The organism is Nocardiopsis sp. NPDC055879 (assembly GCF_053615935.1).
The window spans coordinates 1-25252 of record NZ_JBSHCT010000028.1 but is presented as its reverse complement, the minus strand read 5'-3'; the positions used below and the strand labels follow the sequence as shown (position 1 = coordinate 25252).

The 25252-nt window shown below is 69.6% G+C and carries 23 protein-coding genes and 1 riboswitch; of the genes, 11 read left to right on the top strand and 12 right to left on the bottom strand.

What is annotated here, in order from left to right:
* Window positions 1–93: 93 nt before the first annotated feature.
* Complete coding sequence (gene gcvT / locus ACWGKS_RS25765) at window positions 94–1206, bottom strand: glycine cleavage system aminomethyltransferase GcvT (protein WP_358504499.1); 1113 nt, start codon at window positions 1204–1206, stop codon at window positions 94–96.
* Window positions 1207–1353: 147 nt separating this feature from the next.
* Window positions 1354–1454, bottom strand: a riboswitch (glycine riboswitch).
* A 149-nt stretch (window positions 1455–1603) separates the two neighbouring features.
* On the opposite strand from gcvT, the gene ACWGKS_RS25760 reads away from it, so the two are divergent.
* Window positions 1604–2506 carry a penicillin-binding transpeptidase domain-containing protein gene (locus tag ACWGKS_RS25760; RefSeq protein ID WP_358504496.1) on the top strand — a complete coding sequence of 301 codons (903 nt, stop codon included), beginning with the start codon at window positions 1604–1606 and terminating at the stop codon, window positions 2504–2506.
* 79 nt (window positions 2507–2585) lie between these two features.
* Here the strand turns inward: ACWGKS_RS25760 and ACWGKS_RS25755 are convergent, their stop codons facing one another.
* Entirely contained in the window at window positions 2586–3647 is a 1062-nt protein-coding gene (locus ACWGKS_RS25755; RefSeq protein WP_358504493.1) for a 3-deoxy-7-phosphoheptulonate synthase, read from the bottom strand.
* A gap of 204 nt (window positions 3648–3851) precedes the next feature.
* Window positions 3852–5576: an AMP-binding protein gene (locus ACWGKS_RS25750; RefSeq protein WP_358504491.1), complete on the bottom strand. Its 1725-nt coding sequence runs from the start codon at window positions 5574–5576 to the stop codon at window positions 3852–3854.
* 191 nt (window positions 5577–5767) lie between these two features.
* Between ACWGKS_RS25750 and ACWGKS_RS25745 the strand changes: the two genes are divergently transcribed.
* Window positions 5768–6631, top strand: a complete 864-nt coding sequence (locus ACWGKS_RS25745; RefSeq protein WP_452456626.1) for a DUF4429 domain-containing protein — start codon at window positions 5768–5770, stop codon at window positions 6629–6631.
* Between the two features lie 39 nt (window positions 6632–6670).
* Entirely contained in the window at window positions 6671–7627 is a 957-nt protein-coding gene (gene pip, locus ACWGKS_RS25740; protein WP_358504486.1) for a prolyl aminopeptidase, read from the top strand.
* A 54-nt stretch (window positions 7628–7681) separates the two neighbouring features.
* Here pip and ACWGKS_RS25735 read toward each other — a convergent pair whose 3' ends face one another.
* Both ACWGKS_RS25735 and ACWGKS_RS25730 read right to left on the bottom strand, forming a co-directional pair.
* The gene (locus tag ACWGKS_RS25735; RefSeq protein ID WP_452524301.1) at window positions 7682–8947 is read right to left on the bottom strand and encodes an NAD(P)/FAD-dependent oxidoreductase; all 1266 of its coding nucleotides are present in this window, start codon (window positions 8945–8947) and stop codon (window positions 7682–7684) included.
* Between the two features lie 54 nt (window positions 8948–9001).
* The gene (locus tag ACWGKS_RS25730) at window positions 9002–9964 is read right to left on the bottom strand and encodes an asparaginase (protein WP_452524299.1); all 963 of its coding nucleotides are present in this window, start codon (window positions 9962–9964) and stop codon (window positions 9002–9004) included.
* A 230-nt stretch (window positions 9965–10194) separates the two neighbouring features.
* Here ACWGKS_RS25730 and ACWGKS_RS25725 point away from each other — a divergent pair, with 230 nt between their 5' ends.
* Window positions 10195–11094 carry a 3'-5' exonuclease gene (locus ACWGKS_RS25725; protein ID WP_358504478.1) on the top strand — a complete coding sequence of 300 codons (900 nt, stop codon included), beginning with the start codon at window positions 10195–10197 and terminating at the stop codon, window positions 11092–11094.
* Between the two features lie 172 nt (window positions 11095–11266).
* Here the strand turns inward: ACWGKS_RS25725 and ACWGKS_RS25720 are convergent, their stop codons facing one another.
* The 3 genes from ACWGKS_RS25720 to ACWGKS_RS25710 all read right to left on the bottom strand — a co-directional run bounded on the left by ACWGKS_RS25720 (window position 11267) and on the right by ACWGKS_RS25710 (window position 13195).
* Window positions 11267–11521, bottom strand: coding sequence for a hypothetical protein (locus ACWGKS_RS25720; RefSeq protein ID WP_358504475.1), 255 nt, complete (start codon window positions 11519–11521; stop codon window positions 11267–11269).
* A 157-nt stretch (window positions 11522–11678) separates the two neighbouring features.
* Window positions 11679–12335 carry a TetR/AcrR family transcriptional regulator gene (locus ACWGKS_RS25715; RefSeq protein ID WP_358504472.1) on the bottom strand — a complete coding sequence of 219 codons (657 nt, stop codon included), beginning with the start codon at window positions 12333–12335 and terminating at the stop codon, window positions 11679–11681.
* A 170-nt stretch (window positions 12336–12505) separates the two neighbouring features.
* Window positions 12506–13195, bottom strand: coding sequence for a biliverdin-producing heme oxygenase (locus ACWGKS_RS25710; RefSeq protein WP_358504469.1), 690 nt, complete (start codon window positions 13193–13195; stop codon window positions 12506–12508).
* A gap of 342 nt (window positions 13196–13537) precedes the next feature.
* On the opposite strand from ACWGKS_RS25710, the gene ACWGKS_RS25705 reads away from it, so the two are divergent.
* The 5 genes from ACWGKS_RS25705 (at window position 13538) to ACWGKS_RS25685 (ending at window position 18847) form a co-directional block, all read left to right on the top strand.
* Window positions 13538–14797 (top strand): PP2C family protein-serine/threonine phosphatase, encoded by a 1260-nt coding sequence (locus tag ACWGKS_RS25705; RefSeq protein WP_358504566.1) that lies wholly within the window; start codon window positions 13538–13540, stop codon window positions 14795–14797.
* Window positions 14798–14943: 146 nt separating this feature from the next.
* On the top strand, window positions 14944–16785 hold the full coding sequence (locus ACWGKS_RS25700; RefSeq protein ID WP_452524320.1) for an ATP-binding protein: 1842 nt from the start codon (window positions 14944–14946) through the stop codon (window positions 16783–16785).
* Between the two features lie 24 nt (window positions 16786–16809).
* Window positions 16810–17244 carry a response regulator gene (locus ACWGKS_RS25695; protein WP_026117172.1) on the top strand — a complete coding sequence of 145 codons (435 nt, stop codon included), beginning with the start codon at window positions 16810–16812 and terminating at the stop codon, window positions 17242–17244.
* A 93-nt stretch (window positions 17245–17337) separates the two neighbouring features.
* The gene (locus ACWGKS_RS25690; RefSeq protein WP_358504463.1) at window positions 17338–17865 is read left to right on the top strand and encodes a low molecular weight protein-tyrosine-phosphatase; all 528 of its coding nucleotides are present in this window, start codon (window positions 17338–17340) and stop codon (window positions 17863–17865) included.
* Between the two features lie 4 nt (window positions 17866–17869).
* Entirely contained in the window at window positions 17870–18847 is a 978-nt protein-coding gene (locus ACWGKS_RS25685; RefSeq protein ID WP_452524296.1) for a fructosamine kinase family protein, read from the top strand.
* Window positions 18848–18854: 7 nt separating this feature from the next.
* Here the strand turns inward: ACWGKS_RS25685 and ACWGKS_RS25680 are convergent, their stop codons facing one another.
* From ACWGKS_RS25680 to ACWGKS_RS25670, 3 genes are all read right to left on the bottom strand, one after another.
* Complete coding sequence (locus ACWGKS_RS25680) at window positions 18855–19820, bottom strand: carbohydrate ABC transporter permease (protein WP_452524294.1); 966 nt, start codon at window positions 19818–19820, stop codon at window positions 18855–18857.
* Complete coding sequence (locus ACWGKS_RS25675; RefSeq protein ID WP_358504460.1) at window positions 19817–20794, bottom strand: carbohydrate ABC transporter permease; 978 nt, start codon at window positions 20792–20794, stop codon at window positions 19817–19819. Before ACWGKS_RS25675 ends, ACWGKS_RS25680 begins: the two co-directional genes overlap by 4 nt.
* Before the next feature lie 78 nt (window positions 20795–20872).
* A complete protein-coding gene (locus ACWGKS_RS25670; protein ID WP_358504457.1) occupies window positions 20873–22216 on the bottom strand; it encodes an ABC transporter substrate-binding protein in 1344 nt (447 codons plus the stop codon).
* Window positions 22217–22440: 224 nt separating this feature from the next.
* On the opposite strand from ACWGKS_RS25670, the gene ACWGKS_RS25665 reads away from it, so the two are divergent.
* On the top strand, window positions 22441–23589 hold the full coding sequence (locus tag ACWGKS_RS25665; protein ID WP_358504454.1) for a Gfo/Idh/MocA family oxidoreductase: 1149 nt from the start codon (window positions 22441–22443) through the stop codon (window positions 23587–23589).
* A 115-nt stretch (window positions 23590–23704) separates the two neighbouring features.
* The gene (locus tag ACWGKS_RS25660) at window positions 23705–25066 is read left to right on the top strand and encodes a four-carbon acid sugar kinase family protein (protein ID WP_358504451.1); all 1362 of its coding nucleotides are present in this window, start codon (window positions 23705–23707) and stop codon (window positions 25064–25066) included.
* A 21-nt stretch (window positions 25067–25087) separates the two neighbouring features.
* On the opposite strand, the gene ACWGKS_RS25655 is transcribed toward ACWGKS_RS25660, so the two are convergent.
* Window positions 25088–25252: alpha/beta fold hydrolase (locus ACWGKS_RS25655; protein ID WP_452524318.1), on the bottom strand; the 165-nt coding region annotated here is incomplete at its 5' end.

The following is a 25252-nucleotide window of genomic DNA, read 5'->3' as shown; positions in this document are numbered from 1 at the left end:
ACGCCTGGTCACGCCCCGACCGTTCCGGTCCCTCGTGGGGATCCGGGTGGTGGCGCGCGCAGGTCCTGCGGGGGTCCGAAGGGGACCCCGCTCCTACGACTTCCGCTGGTAGAACGGAAGTTCGACCACGTCGACCTCCTCACCGCGGCCGCGCACGTCGACGGTGAACGTGCCGGTCGTGGTGTCGAGGTCGCCGTCCACGTAGGCCATGGCGATGGGGCGGCCCAGGGTGGGGGAGGGGGCGCCACTGGTGATGGTTCCGACGACGGCGCCGTCGCGCAGGACGTCCTGGCCCTTGCGCAGCGGGCGGCGGCCGCGGGCGACGAACCCGACCAGGCGCCGGGCGCGCGCGGTGCGCGATGCCTCCTCAAGGGCGGCGCGGCCTACGAAGTCGCCCTTCTCGAACTTGACCACGCGGCCCAGTCCGGCGTCGAAGGGGGTGAGCGCGGCGGTGAGTTCCTGGCCGTAGAGCGGCATCCCGGCCTCCAGGCGCAGGGTGTCGCGGGCCGACAGCCCGGCGGGGACCAGCCCGTGCTCGGCGCCGGCGGCCATGAGGGCGGCCCAGATCTCGGGTGCCTTGTCGGAGGGCCTGATGAAGATCTCGAAGCCGTCCTCGCCGGTGTAGCCGGTGCGGGCCAGCAGTACGGGGACCCCGGCGACGCTGTGCGAGTAGCCGGCGAAGTAGCGGATCTCGTCCAGGTTCGCGTCGGTGAGCGGGGCGAGGATCTCGACGGCCTTGGGGCCCTGCAGGGCGATGAGGGAGTAGTCCGCGGACTCGTCGACGACCTCGACGTCGAATCCGACGGCGCGCTCGGCCAGGGCGGAGGCGACCACCGGGACGTTGATCGCGTTGGCCACGACGAGGAACTCCTCCTCGGCCAGGCGATACACGATGAGGTCGTCGAGGACGCCGCCGTCCTCGGCGGTGAGCATGGTGTAGCGGGCGCGGCCGACCTTGAGCTTGGACAGGTGGCCGGCCAGGGCGTTGTCGAGGGCCTGGTCGGCCTGCGGGCCGCTCAGACGGATCTCACCCATGTGGGAGAGGTCGAAGAGCCCGGCGGCCTCGCGGACCGCGGTGTGTTCGGCGGTCTCGCTGCCGTAGCGCAGCGGCATGAGCCAGCCGGCGAAGTCGACGAGGGTGGCCCCGGCCTCTTCGTGGGTCTTGTGCAACGCCGTCAGACGGGGCGTGGAGGTGGACTCTGACATGGGCACTCCCGAGAGGATGGGCGTCGATTGTTGCGTTGAGGCGTTGCCATCCTCCCCCTCTGTCATGGGTGCCTGAGAGCTTCGCCACGCATGTGGTGTGGCTTGCACCTTCGGCGAGGGAACGTCGTCCCTGCTTTCCAGAGTGGTCTCGCCCGTACGGTCCGTGTGCCTGAGAGGTTGTCTGTGGGGAGGGATTGCTCCTTCGGCGGCCCGCGTTGGTTACGTGGGCGCTCTCCCGTACGGGGTCAGCAACGGGTTCAGCCTAGCAGCGGCGACACAGGGCTCCCAAGAGTGGCCGACGGGTTGTGGATCGACTCTTCGGAAGGTGGGGGACCGGAACGGGATCATGACCTAGCTTGGGATCGGACGTTCCCTCGAACACCGCTGGAGGAGCCGAGTGCGTACCGACACCGTTCCCATCCGTTCTCCCAGGACGGTCCGCTTCGCCCTGGCCGCCACCGGTTCCGTTCTCACCCTCGTGGCGGGCGTCGCGTGCTCGGGTGGTGGGGCCGAACCCGAGGCGGACCGGCCTGCTCGGCCGGACCAGAGCGGCACCCCGATCGCGTTCGGTGACCTGGAGGCGGTGGAGCGCCCCGAGCTCGCTTCGCTGCTGGACGAGGCGGGGGTGGAGGGCACCTTCGTGCTCCACGACGTGCGGGAGGGTTCCGTGACCGTGGTGGGCGCCGAGCAGGCCCGCGAACGGGTGGTTCCGGCGTCCACGTTCAAGCTCCCGAACACGCTCATCGCCCTGGAGACGGGTGTGGTGTCCGACCTCGACGAGGTGGTCTCCGACGGGGGCGAGGACGAGCTGAGTCTGCGCGAATCCCTGCCCACCCCCGACGTGTCGTTGCACCAGGAGGTCGCCGAACGCATCGGTCACGACCGGATGTCCACCTGGGTGGACCGTTTCGACTACGGCAACCGCAAGGTGGGCGAGGACGGCGAACCGGGCCGGTTCTGGGTGGACGGTCCGCTGGAGATCACCGCGGTGGAGCAGACCACGTTCCTGGCGGCGCTGGCCCGCGCCGACCTGCCGGTGGAGGTGGAGCACCAGGAGGCACTGCGGGAGATGCTGGAGATCGAACGCGGCGGCGACTACGCCCTGTACGGGCGGACCGGTCTCGGCGCGGAGGCCGATTCGGTGCCGGGCTGGTGGGTCGGTTGGGTGGAGAACGGGGATGACCTGCACACGTTCGCGTTGCGTCTGGACGAGGACACCGACCCCGGGCTGCGCGAGTCGCTGGGACGCGACTTCCTGGTGGAACTCGACGTGCTCCCGCCGAGCGCCGCGGGTGCCTGAACGGTCCCGTGGACGCGGAAAGGGGGCTCGGCACGGATGTTCCGTGTCGAGCCCCCTTCCACGTCGTGGGGGACGAGGGTCAGGCGGCGTTCTTGCGGCGCCGGCGCACGGCCTCGGCGAGGTTGGTCAGCACACCCTCGGTGGTCTCCCAGCCCATGCACTTGTCGGTGATGGACTGGCCGTAGGTCAGCGCGGCCGGGTCCCCGAGCTTCTGGGCGCCCTCCTCGATGAAGCTCTCCAGCATCACGCCGATGATCCCCTTCTGGCCCTCGGCGACCTGGTCGGCGATCTCCTGGGCCACACCCACCTGGCGGACGTGGTCCTTGCCGCTGTTGGCGTGGCTGGCGTCGATCATCAGCCGCGGAGGCAGACCGGCCCCGCCGATGACCTCTAGGGCGGCGCCCACCGAGGCCGGGTCGTGGTTGGGGCCGCTACGTCCGCCGCGCAGGATGACGTGGCAGTCCGGGTTGCCCTGGGTCTCCACGACCGAACCGGCACCGCTGGGGTCCACACCGAAGAAGGTGTGCGAAGCGGAGGCCGCGCCCACGGCGTCCACTGCGACCTGCACGTCACCGTCGGTGCCGTTCTTGAACCCGACGGGGGTGCTCAGACCGCTGCTCAACTGACGGTGCACCTGGCTCTCGGTGGTGCGGGCGCCGATGGCGCCCCAGGACACCACGTCGGCGATGTACTGCGGGGTGATCGGGTCGAGGAACTCGGTCCCGGCGGGCAGCCCCAGCGCGTTGATGTCCAACAGGAGCTTGCGGGCGGTGCGCAGACCACGGTGCACGTCGTAGGTGTCGTCCAGCCCCGGGTCGTTGATCAGACCCTTCCAACCCACGGTCGTGCGGGGCTTCTCGAAGTACACGCGCATGACCACGCACAGGTCCGCGCTGATCGACGGCACCAGCTCGGCCAGGCGGTTCGCGTAGTCCATGGCGGACTCGGTGTCGTGCACCGAACACGGGCCGACGACGACCAGCAGACGGTCGTCCTCCCCGTCCAGGACGCGCTTGACCTCGGCGCGCGAGCTCTCGACCAAGGCGGTGCTCTCGTCGCCGAGCGGAAGTTCCGCGAGCAGGTCCCGGGGCGCGATGAGCGGCTTGTAACTCGCCACCCGTGTGTCATTGGTGCTCGTCATCGTTTCCCTGTTCCCGTCCGGTCGTTTTGTTGCGGTACTGAAACCGTAGCGCGGCACATCGGTGCCGGCGTGGTGACGTGAGTCATTCCACCGGTTCGCGGGGATGGGAAAGGACACATTTGCGCAATTGCCCGAACTCCGTCTCATGTTCTGAGACGAAAAGGCGCGGGTGCGATTATTCGGAACCTCGCGGGTGGGGAGGGATCATTCCTTCAACCCGGGGAGGTCCTCCTCCCAGAACTCACGTGGGTTGCGTGTGCCGTCGGTGACCGTGCCGCGTTCGGACTCGGCCCGGCGCAGGTGCACCCGTCGGATCTTACCCGAGTGGGTCTTGGGCAGGACTCCGAACTCCAGGCGGCGGACCCGCTTGTGCGGTGAGAGTCGATCGCGCGCGTACTGCAGGATGGCCCGCGCGCTCTCGGAGTCGGGTGCCACCCCGTCGACCGTGGTCACGTACGCCTTGACCACCGCCAGTCGCAGGGGATCGGGGGAGGGCACCACGGCCACCTCCGCCACGTATTCGTGTTCGACCAGAACGCTTTCCAGCTCGAATGGTGAGATGCGGTAATCCGAGGCCTTGAACACGTCGTCGATTCGGCCGATATAGGTAATGTGACCGCGAGAATCCACGGAGGCGATGTCCCCGGTGCGGTACCGGCCCGTGCGGGTGCTCCGGCGGGTGCGTTCGGGATCGTCGGAGTAACCGCGCATCGCGCCCACGGGGGCGTTGCCCAGGTCCACACAGATCTCGCCGGTGTCGGAGGGTTCCTCGGTGGTCGGGTCGATGATCGAGATGTCGTATCCGGGCAGCGCGCGGCCCATGGAACCGGTGACCACCGGCTGTCCGGGGCCGTTGCCGATGAGCATGGTCGTCTCGGTCTGCCCGAACCCGTCGCGCACGGTGATCCCCCACGCCTCCTGGAAGCGGTGGATCACCTCGGGATCGAGCGGTTCACCCGTGGCCACGGCCTCGCGCAGGTTCACCCGATACGCCCCGGGGTCGGCCTGGGCCAGCATCCGCCACACCGTGGGCGGAGCGCACAGGGTGTCCACCCCGCGCCGCACCAGCGCGTCGAGGAATCTCTCGGAATCGAACGCGGCCTGCTTGACCACGAGCACGGTCGCCTCCGCGTTCCACGGGCCGAAGAAGCTGCCGAAGGCGTGCTTGGCCCACCCGGGCGCGGACACGTTGAGGTGGATGTCCCCCGGCCGGACCCCCTGCCAGTACATGGTGGACAGGTGCCCGATGGGATAGGAACTCTGAGTGTGGGTGACCGGTTTTGGCGCGGTGGCGGTCCCCGAGGTGAAGTACATCAGCAGGGGATCGCCGGCGGCGGTGGGTCTGGGCTGCTGGAATTCCAGCCCGGCGTGTTCGGAGTCGGGGTAGCTGAGCCAGCCGTCCATGTAGCCCACGCAGATCCGCGTCCAGTGACCCCTCAACGGGTCGAAGCGTTCGGTCTCGGTGGGAGAGCAGACCACGTGCGAGATCTCGCCTCGGTCCAGCCGATCCACCAGGTCGCCCTCCGCGAGCGCCGGCGAGGTGGGACAGACCACCGCTCCCAGCTTGATCGCGGCCAGCGTGATCTCCCACAGTTCGACCTGGTCGCCCAAGGCCACCATGATCCGGTCGCCGGGGTGGACCCCCTGCGAGAGCAGCCAGTTGGCGACCTGGTCGGAGCGCTCGGACAACCGCCGGTAGGTGTGGCGGGTCTCGGTGCCGTCCTCCTCCACCAGCCACAACGCCGTCCGGTCCGGCCGGGTCGTCGCCACGTGGTCGAAGTGGTCGAGCGCCCAGTTGAAGTGTTCGGGCCGGGGCCAGGCGAATTCGCGTCGGACGGTCTCCTGGTCCTCCCGGTCCTCCTGGCGCTGTAGGAGCAGGTCCCGCGCGGCACGGAACTCCCGCGCGCCCTCGGACATCCCTTTCGACATCGAAGACCTCCGGTTCGGCTCCGGCGCGCGCCGCGCGCCGTCCACGGGCCGCCACCGCCGTGCGGGCGGTGGGTCGGGGTGTGCCCCTGAGGTTCTACCCTCGACGGCCCCCGGTGACGCCTGGAGGGCCGCCCGGAACCGTGCCGACGCGGGCTTTGTGTCGTGGGTCGCCCCCTCTAAGGTGGTGGACCATGGAGGAGCTACACGGGCACCACGCGATCTGGCGTTTCGACGAGGAGCGGATACGCGTCGGTTTCGGGACCGGGCGCAAGGTCCCACAACTGTTCAAGGCGCTGGGGCACTGTACGGTGCCGCTCGCCGCGGTGCGCGAGGTGGAGTTCGACCCGGGCGACCGCAAACGAGGGTGGCGGTTGCGGATGCGCCTGGCGGACGGGGCCGACCCCTACACCGACCTGGACACCACGGGGGCCGCGTCCACCCCGCTGTTGCTGACCGGAGCGCACGAGAAGGAACTGGTCGCCGAGTACTTCTCCGAACAGCTCTCCGCCTCCGCCCGCTTCGCCCGCGAGATGACACAGGAACCGCAGGACCCCGCCGCGACCGCTCGGGCGCTGGTGGCCCGACCGCCCCTGCAGGTGCGCACCGCCGAGGGTTCCGCCTCCTTCGACGGAGAGCGGGTGCGGTTGCAGTGGGACGGGTGGATGACCAGCACCCCCAAGGAACGAGAACAGTTCCGCGAGTACCGACTCTCCGAGATCGACCGCGTCCACTGGACCCCGCAGGTCGACTTCGGCGAGGGTTTCCTGAGGGTGGTCCTGCGCGGGGTGACCCTGACCGAGACCTCCGACCTGGAGAACGACTTCTTCACCCTGGTCTCGCACGGCGCCAAGGGCAGCGACGAGACCCTCCTCATGGCGGCCACCGTCAACAGCCACACCGTGTCGGTGGAGGAACCCGCCGCGCTGGAGGCCGCCGGCGACGACGGCGACGCGATCTTCGCGAAGATCCGTGAGCTCGGTCGCCTGCACGCCGAGGGGCTGCTGACGGAGGACGAGTTCAGCACCAAGAAGGCGGAGCTGCTGGACCGGCTCTGATCCCGGTCCGGCCCCGCCACAGCTATGAAAGGCCATGCCTTGCGCACCTTGTATCCGTCGATCGAACCGTACGACTCCGGGATGCTCGAAGTCGGCGACGGTGACCGCGTCTACTGGGAACTGAGCGGTAACCCCACGGGCAAGCCGGTGGTGTTCCTGCACGGTGGCCCGGGCGGCGGCTGCAACTCCGACCACCGCAGGCTCTTCGACCCGGAGAAGTACCGGATCCTGCTCTTCGACCAGCGCAACTGCGGACGTTCCACCCCGCACGCCAGTGGCATGGACGTGGACCTGTCCACCAACACCACCTGGACGTTGGTCGAGGACATCGAACGACTGCGCGAGATGGTCGGGGTGGACGCCTGGCAGGTCTTCGGTGGCTCCTGGGGCAGCTGCCTGGCCCTGGCCTACGCCCAGAAGCACCCGGAGCGGGTCACCGAGCTGATCGTGCGCGGCATCTTCACCCTGCGAGACCAGGAGATCCGCTGGTTCTACCAGGAGGGTGCCTCCAACCTTTTCCCGGACCTGTGGGAGTCCTACCTGGCCCCCATCCCGCAGGAGGAGCGCGACGACCTCGTCGCCGCCTACGCGCGCCGTCTGGCCTCCCCGGACCGTGGGGTGCGCCTGGAGGCCGCCCGCGCGTGGAGCGTGTGGGAGGGTTCCACGATCACGCTACTGCCGAACCCGTCGCTGCGTGAGAACTACGCCGACGAGGACTACGCGCTGGCGTTCGCCCGGATCGAGAACCACTACTTCCACAACAAGGGTTTCCTCACGCCCGGACAGCTCATCGAGGGCGCCGAGCGCATCCGCCACATCCCCGGCGTCATCGTCCAGGGCCGATACGACGTGTGCACCCCGATGCGCACCGCATGGGACCTGCACCGCGCCTGGCCGGAGGCGGAGTTCCACGTCGTCGACGACGCCGGACACGCGGTCAGTGAGCCGGGCATCCTTGACCGTCTCATCGAGGCCACCGACCGGTTCGCCCGGTAGCGGCGCCGGCGGGGGAAGGTCCGTCGGGCGGAGAGGTCGTGCCCAAGCAGGCCATCACGCTGCGGGACCGACCCCCGCGGCGGCCAGGGCCTCCTCCCACGTGGTGGGTTTCTCCAACAGGCCCCGGTAACGCATGGTGCGCGGGGTGGATCGCAACCCCAGGACCCCGGTGAGCATCCCCCCGCGCCCGAGGAACGCCACGAACTTCCGATCCTCGGGTGAACCGTGCACGAAGGTGACCTGATCCGCCGGAGCGCCCTGTCCCAACAGCTGGATCTTCTTCTTGTACTGGTCGGACCAGAAATAGGGGACCGGGGTGAAGGGAGCACGACCCGAACCGGCGAGCAGGTTGTGGGCGGCCGCCTCACCCTGCTCGCTCGCGTTGGTCCAGTGCTCCAGGCGGATCCGACCGCCGTAGCGGGGATGCGGCCAGTTCGCCAGGTCCCCGACCGCGTACACGTTCGGCACGGAGGTCGCGGAGTACTCGTCGCAGAGCACCGCCCCGTCCGGCAGGAGCTCCACGCCCGACCCGCGCAGCCACTCGGTGTTCAGGTGCACGCCGATCCCGACCACCACCAGCGACGCCTCGATCGTCGAGCCGTCCGACAGAAGCACCCGTTCCACACCGCCGTGTCCCTCGTACCCGGTCACGCTCACGCCCAGGCGCACGTCGACACCGTTCTCCCGGTGCATCTCGGTGAGGACCTCGCCGATCACGGGGTCCACCACCCGGGTCATCGGGGTGGTCGCCGCCTCGACGAGGGTCACCTCCATGCCCACGGCTCGGGCGCTCGCGGCCACCTCGGCACCGACGAAACCGGCCCCGACCACCACCAGAGCCCCCGTGGAGTCGAAGGCGGAGCGCACCGCCTCGGCGTCGTCGAGGGTGCGCAGGACGTGCACCCCGGCCAGGTCGGTGTCGGGCCGCCGGGCCCGCGCTCCGGTGGCCACGATCAACCCGTCGTAGCGCAGGGAGGAGGCGCCCTCGGGGCCGGCCGACCGGAGTTCGCGAGAGACCGGGTCGAGGCCCACCGCGCGGGTGCCCAGACGCAGATCCAGGTCCAGGTCCCGGACCACCTCTTCCTCGCGCAGACGCAGCGCACGGTGCCCGACCAACCATCCGGCCCCGCCCGAGGCCGGGTCCATGCCGATGCCGGTCAGGACCTCCTTGGACAGCGGGGGACGCGAGTAGGGCCCGTGGGGCTCCTCTCCGAGCAGGGTCAGACGACCCTCGAACCCGTGCTCGCGCAGGGCCTCGGCGGCGTGTAGTCCCGCCATCCCCGCGCCTGCGATGACGATCTGGTCCAGGGTGTCGGACACCGTGCGTTCTCCCTCGTGTGGTGTGCGGGCGTTGGGTTCGGGGGCGCTCCCGGTCTACAGCGCGCCGACGTGGCCGACGATTCCTCCACCACCGTGGACGTCGACGGTGAGGTGGTCGGCGATGGGCTCGACGTCCACTCCCAGGGCCCGCAGGGCGGTGACACCGACCAGCGTACGAGCCCGCAGTTCGGCGTCACCGTCGCTGATCTTGACCGCGACGGTCTCGCCGGTGGCGGCGCTGAGCACCAGCACCCCGTCGGCGCCGACCTTGGAGACCAGACCGGGCACGCGGCGCATCAGTTCGGTGTCGATCCGGTCGGTGCCGGAGACGTACTCGGGGTAGGTGCTCATCGCCTCCAGGACGGAGCGTTCGGGGGTGCCCTCGGGGGACAGGCGCATGCTCTGCACGCCGCGGGCCAGGCCGACCAGGGTCACCGCGAGCTGGGGCGCCCCACAACCGTCGACGGCGGTGTGCGCGACCTGTTCACCGCACATGTCCTCGACGGCCTCGCGCACCAGCTGCTGGAAGGGGTGCTCGGGGTCGAGGTAGCCGTCGGTGTCCCAACCCTTGGCCGCGCAGGCGGCGAGCATGCCGGCGTGCTTGCCCGAGCAGTTCATGTACAGGCGTGAGGGGGAGCGCCCCTCGGCGTAGAAGGCCTTGCGGGCCGCGGCACCGCCGGGGACGTCCTCGGGGCAGCCGAGGTCGTCGGCGGTGAGCCCTGCGGCGGAGAGGATGCGCTCGGCCTCGGCCACGTGGATGTCCTCGCCGCCGTGGCTGCCCGCGGAGATGGCCAGGGAGGCGTCCTCAAGGTCGGCGCCCGCCCGCAGCATGGCCAGGGCCTGGAAGGGCTTGGCGGCCGAACGGGGGAACATGGGATCGTGCACGGGGCCGCGGGCGTAGGCGATCTCTCCTTCGGGGGACAGGCCGACGACGGCACCGTAGTGGACACTCTCACGCATCCCGGAACGCATGACCTCCGCCAGGGGGACGTAACCGGGGATCGGGTTCTGGGTCATGTGGGATCTCCTCGCCATCGGGGCCGATCGGGTGACTGTTCCCGGGCCATGGGGGAGATCGGATCCCCCGACCTTTGCCGGGCACGCGTCAAAACGTACACAAGAGGACGATTCTTCCCACTCCTGAGGGTTCCGACCTGACGGACCCTGCTGCCCGACCTGGGCAGTAGGGTCGTTGCCGGCGGTGAGAACGCCGCGACCGAGAGCTGATGCGAGGAGTGGGGAACACGATGGGAACGCTGCGAACGGGCGCGCTGACCCGCAGACGGGTCGGGACGCGGGCGGCGGACCTGGAGTACGCGGTCATCGACGTGGAGACCACGGGCCTGGATCCGCGCGAGGGCGCCCGGCTGGTGGAGTTCGCCGTGGTGCGGGTGCACGGCGACGGTCGCGTCGTGGACGAGTTCAGCACCCTGGTGGACCCCCGAGCACCGCTCGGCGGCCAGGAGTTCCACGGGATCGGTGAAGGCGAGCTGATCGGCGCCCCGCGTGCGGCGGAGATCGTCCCCCGGATCGCCGAACTGCTGTCCGGGGCCGTGGTCGTGGGCCACAACCTGGACTTCGAGGAGCGGTTCCTCGCCGCCGAACTGGTGCCCGCCGGGCTGTCGTCCGGGCAGTCGGGCCTGTGCACGCTGCGGGCCCTGCGCTCGCAGTTGGAGCTGTCCCGATACTCGCTGCCGCGCGCCTCCCACCTGCTCAGCGGGGACTGGCCCACGGGTCAGCACACGGCCCTGGGCGACGCCAGGGCCTGCGCGAAGCTGCTGGTGGAGATGATCGCCAACGCTCCCGGCGAGCTGTACTACACCGGTCCCTCGCCGCGATTCCTCCAAGCCGACGCGCCCGAGGAGGTGCCCGTGCGGTTCAAGCCGCGCACCACCCCGGGCACGAGCCCGCGACTGCCGATGAAGCCGTGGACCCTCGCGCGCTGGCGGCCCCGAGAGCTCGATCCGGTGCTGTGCGGTGGCGCCTTCCGTGCCTCCGAGCGTGAGCTGGCCGAGGCCGCCGCTCGGCGCGTGTCGCTGCTGCGCGAACGGGTGGGCCGGGCCGCGGTGGTGACCGGCGGCATCGCGGTCACGATCGCGGGTGGTCTGCTGGCCCGTATGGCCGGTGGCCGGCCCTCCCGACCCTGACGCGGCACTAGGGCGTGTTCCGTGGATGCTGCCCGTCGCGAGCGGCGCATCCAGTGGTGCCGGCACAAGGCCGAAGAAGGAGTCAGCCTGGGTTTGGCTGTCGACTGATGAGAACGCAGTGAAGGTGCCGCTGGGGCGTCGCACAGCAGGGTATGTATTCGCGGAACATGCCCTAGAGCCCGGACAGGGCCAGAAAGAACGCGATGATGAGCGTGCTGCCGCCGATGGCGGTGAACACGGCACGTCCGTTCTCGGTGAGCCGTGCGTCGGCCAGGCGCAGCCGGGGTGGCGCGGTGGTGCGCTGGGCGGTGGCGACCCCGCCACCGGTGCGGGGCGCGGCCGGGCGCTCGGCGACAAGACGCGGAAACTTGTTGAACAGGGCCACCGACACCAGCACGGCGCCGAGAGCGATCAGTACGAGGGACACGGCTGAGAGGCCTCACGGGGGTCGAGGGCGGACGGGGACGGCCCGGGGAGACGGGCTGAATCCTCTCGTTCCCCGGGCGTCACGTCTTCATGCCGTTTCACACCGGCCACACATGGCCATCGCGGGTTAGGTGCGGACCCTTATTGCCGAGGGTGTTTCAGTTGCTACCCAGAGTGGTGTTCGAGGGTTTTTCCGGCAGGATCGTGTCGACGGTTTCGGTCGCCACGCCGAGGGCACGGAGCACGAACCTGGTCACCAGGGAGTGGGTCTCCTCCAGGCCGACCTCACCGCTCACCAGGGGCAGGCGCCGTGAACCCACCATGGAGAGGGTGAGGGAGGCGACACGTTCGCACGGCATGCGGTCGAACTCCCCGGAGGTGGTCCCCTCCTCCAGGATCTCGGTGAGCAGCCGTTGCATCGGGGCCACGTGCGCGGCCAGCGCCTGGTAGGCGTCCGGTCCGAGGCTGGCGCCGAGTTCGGCGGCGGGCGGGTGCGGATGCGCGACGATGCCCTCCAGTTGGAGGCGCACGAAGGCCGACAGACGACGCGCGGCCGACACCCCCGAGGGGAGCTCGCGCTTGTACCGTTCCATGAACGCCGCGCTGACCTGCTCGGTGAAGGCGAGCAGGAGCGCGGGCTTGTCCGGGAAGTAGTTGTACAGCGCGGTGCGGGTGATGCCCGCGGCGTTGGCCACGTCGGTCATGGAGACGCGGTCGATCCCCTGGGACCTGATCAGTTCGTCGACGGCGTCCATGATGCTCTCCCGTGTGCGGGCACGGTGAGCGGCGATGGTCGGAGCCGTGATCTTGGGCATGGCCCTATGGTGCCACGTTGCGCGGGCTCGGACGCTCCCTCGTGGACCACGGGGGTCGCCCGTTCGGGCGCCCGAAGGAAAGAGGACCGTCGGCCGTCAGGCCGTCCGTTGGGGGTGGTGGCGGGCGACGGGTGGGACGAGGCGCCGGTGGTGGCGCTGGGGAACACCGCTCAGACGTGCCGGCGGCCCAGGTCCGCGAGGACCTCCGTGTTGAGTTGGTAGGCCAGGCGGGTCTCCTGGACCAGGAAGGCGGCGGCGCCCTCGTCCAGGGGCAGGGCGTCCAGGCGTTCGCGGTACCCGGTACGGAACTTGGGCAGGCTGCCCAGGGAACCGAAGTCGTAGAAGGCCACGCCGGCTCCGTCGGAGAACCCGTAGGCCTTGGCGGCGATCCGGCGGATGAACTGTCCGCCGGAGACGTCGCCCATGTAGCGCGTGTAGTGGTGGGCGACGAACCCCTCGGGGTGGTCGGCCATCTGCTCGATGCGCGCCACGTAGGTACGGGTGGCCGGACTCGGAGAGACGCGGTCCGCCCAATCGGCGCCGAGCAGCCGCTCCAGGTCGGCCTCCAGCGCCGGGACGCGCTCCAGTTCCGGGTAGTGGAAGCGGCCGGCGATCGGGTCGTCGGTCAGTGCGCGTCCCACCCGCTCCAGGGCGAGGTAGGCGAAGTAGTGCTGGGCGACCATGGCGGTGTAGCCGTCGAGGGAGAGTTCGCCCTCCAACAGCGCCTTGGTGAAGCCGTGGTGCTCCGCCGCGGCGTGGTCGCTCCAGGTGGCGGCCTTGAGGCGCTCGGAGAACGACGGGGTGTCGGTGGCCTGGGTGGGGCCGGTGTTCGAAGCGGGGGCCGGGGCCGTGATGCTCATCGACACTCTCCCTCTTTCCATTGGGCGCGTTTATGACATGATGTCATTTAGGTATCCGCGCCTGTCAAGAAGAATACGACACTCTGTCGTAAAAATATGGACGAAGGGCCCGCTCCAGGTGTTCTGAGTCACAGGCGTGACCGGGGTTCTTCGGCCGAGTCATATGTCTCTCGTCTCCTCGCCTGGTCAAGTGGTCGGTGGGGCGTTTATCGTTTGGGTGTCGTGCGGTCCGAACCGCGCGGGGGCGAGGCGCCCACCCCGGGTCGGTGGCGTGCCGGCGCGTCCCACGGACCGTGAACCATGAGGCGATGAGTGGATACCAGGAGAACAGGGCACGATCCCATCGAGGTGATCGGTGACGGAGCGGCCGAGGCCGCACGAGGCGCTACCGGGGACGGCGGCGCCTCCCTGGTCGACGACACCATCCTGACCGACCGGGTGGAGGCTACCGTCGAATCGGTTGACGTCCTGCTGATCGAAGACGACCCCGGCGACGCGTTTCTCGCCGAGGAACTCCTCGCGGACACAGTGCTCACCACCCGCATCACCTGGGTGTCCACCCTCAAGGCCGCCCGTGAGCACCTCAAGGGCTTCCGCGGCTGCGTCCTGTTGGACCTCAACCTTCCCGACGCGCAGGGGCTCGACCTGCTGCGCGAGGTCCTCGACGGCGCACCCGCCGCCGCCGTCGTCGTCTTCACCGGACTCGACGACGAGCACGAGGGCATCGCCGCGGTCTCCGCCGGCGCCCAGGACTACCTGGTCAAGGGCCAGGTCGACGGGTCCCTACTCGCACGCAGCCTGCGCTACTCACTGGAGCGGCGCCGCGCCGACGAGAACGCCCGCCAGCTGCGCGAGGCCCGACTGAGCGCACGCGAGAACATGCGTCTGGAACGCGGTCTGCTGCCCCAGGTCCTGCTGGAGCGCTCGCCCCTGAGCCACCGTGCCTACTACCGGCCCGGCCGCAAGCGCGCCCTGGTCGGCGGCGACTTCTACGACGCCGTGGAGAAGGACGGCACCACGCACGTCATCATCGGCGACGTCAGCGGGCACGGGCCCGACGAGGCCGCACTCGGCGTCAGCCTGCGCATCGCCTGGCGCGCCTTCGTGATGAGCGGTGTCCCCGAGGAGCTGATCCTGCCCAACCTCGAACGGCTCCTGGTCAGCGAGCGCGCGCAGGAGGAGATGTACGCGACGCTGTGCATGGCCAGCCTCGACACCGGTAGCGAGCGCGCCCGCATCCGCAGCCTGGGTCACCCTCCGCCGCTGCTCGTCGTCGACCACGTCGCCGAGGAGATCCAGGCCCCGCCACAGCCGCCGCTGGGTGTCTTCCCCGTCGACCAGGAGGAGTCCACCGAGATCCTCCTGCCACGCGGGACCAGCCTGCTGTTCTACACCGACGGCCTGGTCGACGCCTACGACGGCGGGCCGCCCATGCGCCTGGAGGTCGCCGGTCTGCGCAACCTGGTCAACGGGGTGCTGAGCCAGGGCGTGGCCCTGAACAACCTGCCCGAACACCTCGTGGACGAGGCGGAGCGCAGTAACGGTGGACCGCTCCAGGACGACGTGGCGATGTTGCTCATCAGCCACGGAGAACCCGCTTGAGCCCCACCGGGGAGGAAGACCGCACCATGGACACCGATCCCTCGACCGGCTCCGAGAACGGTGGGGAGGAGGGGCCCGGGCGGGAACGGGACGAGCACGTGTCCACCGCGACCTCCTCGCCCGCCATCGGCGCACTGACCCGGGACATGTACCCCGCCCGCCACTCCTGGAGTCTGCGCCGTCGGGTCACCAGCCTGCTGACGGTCGTCGCCGTCGTCCTGGTGGTGGCCGTGTCGGTGATCACCCTCGCCGCCTTCCAGGCCCGCGACTCCCTGACCCTTCAGGTGGAGTCGCTCACCCCCGGGCTGAGCACCGTCGAGCAGACCCGATCGGCCTACCTCAGCCAGGACCACGCCCTGCGGGGCTACATCCTCACCGGGGACCGGGACTTCCTCCAGCCCTACACCGAGCAGCGCATGTCGCTGGCCGAGTACCGCAACGCCCTCAGCATGCTGGCCGAGGAGAACGAGGACGTCGCGCCCAAGGTCGAGGAACTCATCGAGGCCGGTGACGTGTGGAGCGAGGACTTCGCCGAACCGGTGTCGGAGAAGGTGCGCGCGGGCGAGGCGCCCACGCAGGAGGACCTCCAGCGCGGACGCGTCCTCTTCCTGGAGCTCAACCGGGCCGCCGACGCCACCACCAACCACCTGGAGAACGAGATCGCCGAGGCCCAGAGCGGCCTCACCCTGGCCACCCAGCAGGTCGTGGCGCTGCTCGTGCTCGTCGGCCTGGTCGTGGTGTTCATGTCGGTGTTCCTGTGGGTGATGCTCCAGCAATGGGTGCTGCGTCCCATGGAGGACCTGGCCGGGCACATGCGTCAGGTGTCCGAGGGTTACTACGCCCACCGCATCGTCCTGCACGGGCCGCCGGAGATCGTTCAGCTAGGCCACGACGTGGACGCCATGCGCGAACGCATCGTGCAGGACCTGGACGAGGTCGCCTCCGCCCGACGCAAGCTCCAGGAGCAGTCCAGTCTCCTGGAACACCAGACCGAGGAACTGCGCCGGTCCAACCTGGAGTTGGAGCAGTTCGCCTACGTCGCCTCGCACGACCTCCAGGAACCGTTGCGCAAGGTGGCCAGTTTCTGCCAACTCCTCCAGCGCCGCTACCACGGTCAGCTGGACGAGCGCGCCGACTCCTACATCGACTTCGCGGTCGAGGGCGCCAAGCGCATGCAGACCCTCATCAACGACCTGTTGGCCTTCTCCCGGGTGGGGCGCACCAAGAACTTCGCGACCGTGGACCTGAACACGGCCCTGGAGGACGCCCTCAGCAGTCTGGAGAGGAGCCTGGAGGACACGGACGCCGTCGTCACCGGCGATCCGTTGCCCAGTGTCCAGGGCGATCGCACCCTGCTCACCCAGGTCTTCTTCAACCTCGTGGGCAACGCGATCAAGTTCCGCGGCGAGGAGGCGCCCGAGGTGCGCCTGGAGGTGGAACGCGAGGGCGACGAATGGGTGTTCTCCTGCTCCGACAACGGCATCGGCATCGAACCCCAGTACGCCGAACGCATCTTCGTCATCTTCCAGCGCCTGCACACACGGGACAAGTACACCGGTACCGGGATCGGCCTGGCCATGTGCAAGAAGATCATCGAGTTCCACGGTGGTCGTATGTGGTTGGACACGAGTTCGGTGAACGTGCACAATCCCGAGGGGTCCGAAACCACGGACGAGGCGGACTCCGACCGGACCGGAACCCGCATATGCTGGACTCTGCCCGTCGACACCGAGGCGGAGGCCGAGCAGGTCACCGCGTCGGAGACCGACGAGGGAACCGAACCGGCCACCGAGGCCGTTAACGGCGTCGAGGGCATCGAGGCCGTCGAGTCCGCCCCCGCGGACGAGGCGCCGACCACCACACGAGAGTCCGGTGTCACCGAGTCGGAGACCGAACCCCCGGTCGACGAACCGGAGGGGGACGGTCCCCCGCCCTCAGAGGACACCGGCGGTACGGCACCGCCCGGTCACCGGTCGGGGCCCGTATAGGGGTCTGGAAGCTTGAGCGAGGTCATGTTGGTGCATCCCATCGAGGTGTTGCTGGTCGAGGACGATCCCGGTGACGTCCTGATGACCAAGGAGGCGTTCGAGGAACACAAGTTGGGCAACCGCCTGCACGTGGTCTCGGACGGCGTCGAGGCGCTCCGCTTCCTGCGTCGTGAGGGCGAGTTCGCCGACGCGCCGCGCCCCCACCTGATCCTCCTCGACCTCAACCTGCCCCGAAAGGACGGCCGGGAGGTCCTGGAGGAGGTCAAGAGCGACGACGACCTGGCCCACATCCCCGTGGTCGTGCTCACCACCTCCGAGGCCGAGGAGGACGTGCTGCGCAGCTACCGCCTGCACGCCAACGCCTACGTGCCCAAGCCGGTGGACTTCGAACAGTTCATCCGCGTGGTGCGGCAGATCGACGACTTCTTCGTGACCGTGGTGCGCCTGCCGAAGAGCTGACGGGAGCCGAAGCGGCGGGGAAATCGGCGGTGGGGCTCACCCGCACCGTGCCAGAACGGGTGGGCGCGGCGGATCTTCGTTACGGTAAGAGACATGAGTCTGCCGGAACCGCGTGACCCCGCCGGTCCCTACCGCGTCAGCGTGGTGTGCCTGGGAAACATCTGCCGATCGCCGATGGCGGAGAAGGTGCTCACCGCGGACCTCGAACGTGCCGGGACGAGCGACCTCGTGCGGGTCGACAGCTCCGGCACGGGCGATTGGCACGTGGGCGGTGGGATGGATCCCCGCGCCGCGTCCACCCTGCGCGTGCACGGGTACCTGACCGACCACACCGCCCGCCAGTTCGAGTCCTCGGACCTGGCCGACCGGGACCTGATCCTGGTCATGGACCTGGACAACTTCGACGACCTGCGCCGGGTCGTGGACGAGCGGGGAGAGGAGTTCGGGTTCGACATCTCCCGGCTCCGACTGTTCCGCTCCTTCGCCCCGGGCGTCGGGCCCAACCCCGAGGTGCCCGACCCCTACTACGGGGGAGACGACGGCTTCACCGCGGTCCTGAACATGGTGGAGGCCGCCGCCAAGGGCCTGACCAACGAACTCGTCACCCGGTTGCGGGACTGAGACGGTGGAGGGCGAGCCGATCGCGCACCTGCGCGGCACCGGGGGAAGAGGCCCCGGCGCCGGAGGACACGGGCCGGACGGGCCGCGGGGGCCACAGGGCCCCCGCCGCGACCCGTTGACCGGCACGCTCGCCGACCGGATCTCGGCGCTGCTGGGCCGAGAGGTGCGACGCGCCGCCAAGGCGGGCACCAGCCACGACTGGACCCTGTCCTACGCGGAGTTGGGTGACGGAACCCGTCTGTTCGTCAAGTCCCTGACGCGAGGTTCGCCCGCCATGGGCGTGCTGACCGCCGAGGCCCGCGGCCTGGAGTGGCTGGGACGATGCTTCGGCTCCCCGGTGATCACTCCGCAGGGGTGGGACGAACACCTGTTGGTGCTGCCATGGGTGGCGGAGGACGAGCCCTCGCCGGGCGCCGCCGAACGGCTCGGCCGTCAGCTCGCGGGTACCCACCTGACCGGCGCGGACGCGTTCGGCGCGCAATGGCCCGGTTTCATCGGACCGCTGCCGCTCGACAACACCCCGAGCCACGACTGGCCCACCTTCTACGCCGAACAGCGGCTGCGCCCCTACCTGCGTCAGGCCCGGGACCAGGGCTCGCTCACCCCGGGAGACGCCCGTGAGGTGGAGCGGGTCGTGGACGCGGTGGCGCGGTTGGCGGGCGGGGTCGAACCGCCCGCGCGCGTCCACGGCGACCTGTGGAACGGCAACGTGCTCTGGCGCGAACGGGACGCGGTGCTCATCGACCCGGCCGCGCACGGCGGTCACCGTGAGGCCGACCTGGCCATGCTGTCCCTGTTCGGATTGCCCTACCTGGACCGGGTGCGGGACGCCTACAACGAGGTGGCGCCGCTGTCCGCCGGGTGGCGCGGCAGGGTGGCGCTGCATCAGTTGCACCCTTTGCTGGTGCACCTGTGCCTGTTCGGCGCCGCCTACCGCACCACCACGCTGGAGGCCGCCCGCACGGCTCTGCGCGCGGGCTGAGACCCCCTCAGCCCTTGACGCTGCCGGCGAGCAGGCCCCGCACGAAGTACCGCTGGAGCAGGAAGAACACCAGCAGTGGGATGATCATGGACACGAACGCGCCCGCGGTGAGCCGGTGCCAGGCCTCTCCTCGGGTTCCGGCCAGTTCGGCCAGCCGTACCGTCAAGGGCGCGGTGGAGATGTCGCCGCCGGTGAAGATCAGCGCGACCAGAAGGTCGTTCCACACCCACAGGAACTGGAAGATGCCCAGGGACACCAGGGCGGGTGCGATCAGCGGTAGCACGATCCGGGCGAAGATCCTGCCGTGCCCGGCGCCGTCCACGCGCGCCGCCTCGAAGAGCGACCTCGGCAGCTGCGAGATGAAGTTGTGCAGCAGGAAGATGCCCAGCGGCAGCCCGAAGATGGTGTGCGCCACCCACACGTTGGTGAAGTCCATGGCCCCGCCCAGTTCCCAGGCGGGCAGCACCCGCACCCCGGCGATGGTCACGCCCTGGGAGAAGAAGCGCAGCAACGGCACCAGGGACATCTGCAATGGGACGATCTGGAGCGCGAAGATGCCCAGGAACAGCCAGTCCCGGCCTCGGAAGTCGATCCACGCCAGCGCGTACGCCGCCAGGGCCGCCACGCCCAGCACGAAGATCGTGGCCGGCAGGGTGATGGCGAGCGAGTTGACGAAGTAGGACGCCAGGCGACCGTCACCGGCACTGCCGAACAGCACGTCCCGGTAGTTGTCGAGGGTGATCCTCGGGTCGGCGAAGAACGTCCACCAGCCGGTGGTGCGGATCTGTTCGGCCGGGCGGAACGACGAGACGAACAGCCCCGCGGTCGGCAGTGTCCACACCACCGCGATGACCAGGGCGATCAGGCTCGCCGCACCGCCGCTCAACCGTCGGCGTACTCGGGCGGCGGCGCCGGCGCGCACGTCCGGGACGGTGCGGGCGGTCTCCCCGCCCGTGGGGATCGGGCGGCTCACAGCTGCTCCCTCGTCTTGCGCGTACGCCGGATCTGCGTTATGACCAGCGGGATGACCAGGACGAACAGGATCACGGCCAGGGCCGAGCCCTGACCGACCTGCCCCTGTTGGAAGGCCTGGCTGTACATCTCGTTGGCGATCACGCTGGTGCCGTAGTTGCCGGCGGTCATGGTGCGGACGATGTCGAAGACCTTCAGGGTCTGCACAGTGATGGTGATGATGACGACCAGCAGCGTCGGCCACACCGAGGGGAGGGTGATCCGGGTGAACAGTTGCCAGGGGCCGGCCCCGTCGATCCGGGCGGCCTCCACGATCTCGGCGGGGATGGCCTTGATCGCCGCGGACATCACCACCATCGCGAACCCGGCCTGGACCCAGATGAGCACCATGATGAGCAGGAAGGTGTTGAGGGGTTGGTCGAGCAGCCACAGTCTGGGTTCACCGCCGAACCAGACCACGATCTGGTTGAACAGGCCGTACTGTTCCTGGTCGGCCGGGCGATAGGCGAAGACGAACCGCCAGATGATGCCGGCGCCCACGAACGAGATCGCCATGGGCATGAACACCAGCGACTTGGCGATCGACTCGAATCGGGACCTGTCGATGAGCACCGCGTACAGCAGCCCGATCGCCGTGGCCAGGACCGGTGCGAACAGCACCCACAGCAGGGTGTTGCGCAGAACCAGGAGGATCTCCGGGCGCTGGAACATCCACAGGTAGTTGGCGAGACCGACGAACTCGGTGCCCGTGCGGTCGAAGAAGGACAGCCAGGTGGTGCGCAGGACAGGGTAGACCAGCCCGCCGACCAACAGGATCAGTGCGGGGGCGAGGAAGAGGAAGGCCTGCCAACGGTCCCGGCGGGTACGGGGGACGTCGATGAGGATCAGCATCAGGCCGATGACCGCGAGGAACGCGACGATCCCGATGAGCATCCACACGAGCTTGGGCAGCTCGGACAGGAGCGAGAACTCCATGGGTGGTTCCTTGGGAGGGGTGGCCGGGGCGAAGGCGCGCGTGTGCGCACGCTCCGCCCCGGCGGGCCGGGGGCCGGGTTACCAGGCGGATTCGACGGTTTCGAGGACGTCCTCGGTGTCGGAGCCGGTCACCCAGTCGATCATCGCGGTCCAGAAGACGTCGGTGCCGATGGAGGAGGGCATGGTGTCGCTGGCGTCGAAGTGGAAGACGGTGTCGGGGTCGCTCAGGACCTCGGCGGTGAACTGATCGGTCGGGTCGGGCAGCTGCGACCGGTCCAGGTCCTGGTGGGCGGAGACCCACGAACCGAGGGAGGCGCGCTTGTCGGCGAACTCGACGGAGGACAGGTACTCGTGCATGGCGGTGACCTCGGGGCGGTCGTCGTAGGCCACGGTGAACTCACCACCGCCCATGATCGGCACCTCGCCGTCGGCCTCCATGCCCGGGAGCACGAAGCCGTAGACGTCGCCGTCCTCGCCGATGTTCACGTCCTCCTCGAACTGGGCGGCGTAGAAGGAGCCCATGAGGTACATGGCGCAGCCACCGTCGAGCAGGGGCAGGCCGGCCTCCTGGAAGGAGGTGACGGCGATACTGTCCACGCCGCCGAACGGGCCGTTGACGAAGTCCTCGTTGCGCAGGACGCCCTCGGCCAGGTCGAAGGCCTCGACGACCTCGGGGGAGTCGAAGGCGACGTCGTTGGAGATCCAGTCGTGGTAGACGTCGGTGCCCGAGGTGCGCAGCAGCGTGTTCTCGATCCAGTCGGTGCCGGGCCAGCCGGTGCCGTCACCGGATTCGAAACCGGCGCACCAGGGCTTTGTCCCGTCGGCGGCGATCTCCTCGCTGAGCGCGATCATGTCGTCCCAGGTCTGGGGGACCTCGTAGCCGTTCTCGTCGAAGAAGGCGGGGGAGTACCAGACCATGGACTTCATGTTGGCGCCGAGCGGAGAACCGTAGAGCTCGTCGTCGACGGTGGCGTAGCCCTGCCAGTCCTCGCTCCAACCGGCCTCGATGTTCTCGCGGACGCCGTCGGCGACCGGAACCGCGTGGCCGTCCTCGACGGAGCGCTCCAGGAGGCCGGGCTGTGGGATGAAGGCCAGGTCGGGAGCGTTGCCGCCGTCCAGACGGATGGGCAACTGGGCCTCGAACTCACCGCTGCCCTCGTACTGGACGGTGATCCCGGCGCAGGCGGCGAAGTCGGCCCAGGACTCTTCCAGCCGCTCGCCCTCCTCGTCACGGATGGAGGCGTAGACGGAGACGGTGCCACCGGTGTCCTCCCACCGTTCGTAGGGGGAGCAGTCGATGTCGGAGGTGTCGGCGGTGCCGCCGCCACCTCCACTGAGGTAGTCACAGCCGGAGACCAACAGGACGAGGGCCCCCGTGGCCGCGGCCACGGGGAGCAGGGGGCGGTAGCCGCTTCTGGGCAAGGGGGGCTCCTTCGGCACGTACTCACGCTGTACGGCGCTTGTGATCCGGGTCATGCGTGTACCGATGTAAGTAGGATTTCGACCCGATGTCCAGACTTCGCGCAAAATCTTGCGTAACAATCCGAAATCTTGCGTTGGTTTTTTGTGTACAAGGGGTTCATCGTTCCGACCTACGTGTGGCGGGCGGGTCGGAGGCGGACCGGCGGGAAAAGTACATTGGTGGCATGGTCGACGCACCCACCAGCCCTGGTCAGGGCATCCCCGAGCACGACGGACCCGAACTGCACGTCGCCCTCATCGGCTACGGCAAGGGCGGAGAGGTCTTCCACGCACCCCTCATCGACGCCGTCCCCGGCCTGCGGCTGTCCGCGGTGGTCACCGGGTCGCCCGCCCGGCAGGCCGCCGCGCGCGAACGCTATCCCGATGTGGCCGTGTACCCCTCCGTCGAGGACCTGTGGGCCGACGCCGAACGCTACGAGATCGCCGTCGTGAGCACCCCCAACGAGACCCATGCGCCGCTGGCCCGCGCGGCCATGGAGGCCGGACTCGCGGTGGTCGTGGACAAACCGTTCGCGCTCACAGCCAAGGAGGCCCGCGACCTCACCGACCTGGCCACCGACCTCGACCAAGTGCTCACCGTCTACCAGAACCGCCGCTGGGACGCGGACTTCCTCACCCTGTGGGGGATCATCGAAGAGGGTGCCCTGGGCAGGGTCCACCGCTTCGAGTCCCGTTTCGAACGCTGGCGCCCCGAGGCCAAGGGGACGTGGCGCGAGAGCGGAAGCGTCGAGAACGGCGCCGGGCTCCTGTACGACCTGGGGCCGCACCTGATCGACCAGGCCGTCAACCTGTTCGGCCCCGTCGCCTCGGTCTACGCCGAGGTGGACGCCCTGCGCGAGGGGGTGAACGCCGACGACGACGTGTTCCTCGCACTGGAGCACACCCGAGGCACCCGATCCCACCTGTGGATGAGCGCCCTGAGCGCGCGGAACGGCCCCCGTTTCCGGGTGCTGGGCGACCGGGGCGGCTACGTCTCCCACGGCCTGGACGGCCAAGAGGCCCGTCTCGTCGCGGGGGAGAGCCCCACGGCCCCTGACTGGGGCGTGGTCCCCGAGAGCGAGTGGGGGACGCTCGGCGTCGACGGTGGGTCGCGGCCGGTTCTCAGTGAGCGAGGCGCCTACCAGGAGTTCTACGCCGGGGTGCGTGACGCGGTCGGCGAGGGCGAACCACTTCCGGTGGCCCCGCACGAGGTGATCCACGGACTGGAGGTCATCGAGGCGGCCCGCCACAGCGCACGGACCCGCACGGTGGTGGAGTTGTCCCAGGGCCGACCGGGGCCGATCGAATCCCGACCAGGGGCGGACGAGCGGTGACCGCCACCGGTGGATTCGCCGCCGGTCACCCTGTGGACAATGCTCTCCGCACCCCCGCTTGGCTCTATGTTGGAAGGAGGAAGGTCCAGGCTTCACGCATCCGAAGGAGACACCCGTGGCCCAGGTACTCGTGGTCGCCGACGACCTCACCGGTGCCAACGCCACCGGGGCGCGGTTCGCCCGCACCGGCATGCGGGTGGCCACGGTGACCCCCGAACACGTCAGCAGGGTCGCCGGCGACTACGACGTGGTCGTGGCCAACCTGGACAGCCGCCACGTCCCGGCCGAACAGGCTGCCGACCTGGTCACCGACGTCATCGAGGCGGTGTGGCCGGTCGGGCTCGTGGTCAAGCGCACCGATACCACCCTGCGCGGCAACATCGGCGCCGAGGTCGAGGCCGCCTACGACGCCGTTCGCGAACGCGTGCCCTCGGGGACCCGCGTGCGAGTACTGTTCACCCCCGCCTTCCCCGGTTCCGGTCGCATCACCGAGGACGGAGTGCAGCTCGTCAACGGCCTCCCGTTGGAACACACCGACCTGGCCAGGGATCCGCTCTTCCCGATGCGCACCAGCGTGGTCGCCGACATCCTGGGCGCCCAGACCGACCTGCCCGTCCGGCACGTGCCGATCCGGCGGATCACCCAGGAGATGCTCACCGCCGAACTCCTCGCCGGCGACGAACCGGTCGTGGTCTGCGACGCCTCCACCGAACAGCACCTGACCGACATCGCCGAGGCCGCGGCTTCGGCGCATCACTCCGATGGCACGGTCTGGGTGGCCGTCGACCCCGGACCCACCGGAGCGCTGCTCGCCTACGCCCTGCGACTGCGCGGCCAGGCCGGCTCGCGCGGCCCCATGCTGGCGGTGGCCGGCAGCACCACCGAGCTCACCCGGCGCCAGCTGGCCACCGTGGCTCGTACCGGGGCGGTGCGCTTCGTCGACGTCGACGCCGTGCGGCTCAGCGACCCCGAGGGCGACCACGCCGACACGGTCGCGGAGGAGCTCACCGAACACCTGTCGTCCTCGGGCTTCCCCGAGCTCTGCGTGCTGCGGCTGGTCACCGGCTCCGAGGGGGTTCGGGAGCTGCCACCCCAGGCCCGCGCCGAACTGCCCGGTCGGCTCGCGGGTCTGGTCTCCGACGTGGTCAACGAACTCGCCGACAGGGTGGGTCCCCACGCCCTGCCCAGCGGCCTCTACCTGACCGGAGGCGACCTGGTCGCCAGTGTCCTGGACGAGCTGGACGTGCACGCCTTCGACGTCGGTGGCGAGGTGGTGCCCCTGGCGATCCACGGTCACCTCAGTGGGGGACCGCTCGATGGAACCCCGGTGGTGGCCAAGGGCGGCATGGTCGGCGACGACATCACCCTGGTCGAGTGTCTGGCCAAACTCCGTCGTGCCGTCCAGGCCCGCCTGCACCAGGTGCACTCCGAGGTGTCCGAACACGTGATCCCCACCCTGACGCGCGACCCCGCCTGAGGGGGCGGACAGGCCGAAGCCTCAGCGGGGCGGGGGGAGCTCGACGGCGAGCTTGTCGACGATCGCGGCGAGGGCGTCCGGGGCCTCCAGGGGACCCATGTGACCCAGGGCGGGGATCTCCCGCACCTCCGCACGGTTCTCCAGGAGGTCACCGATGTGGTGGGCGTGCCACGGCGGGGTGAGCTT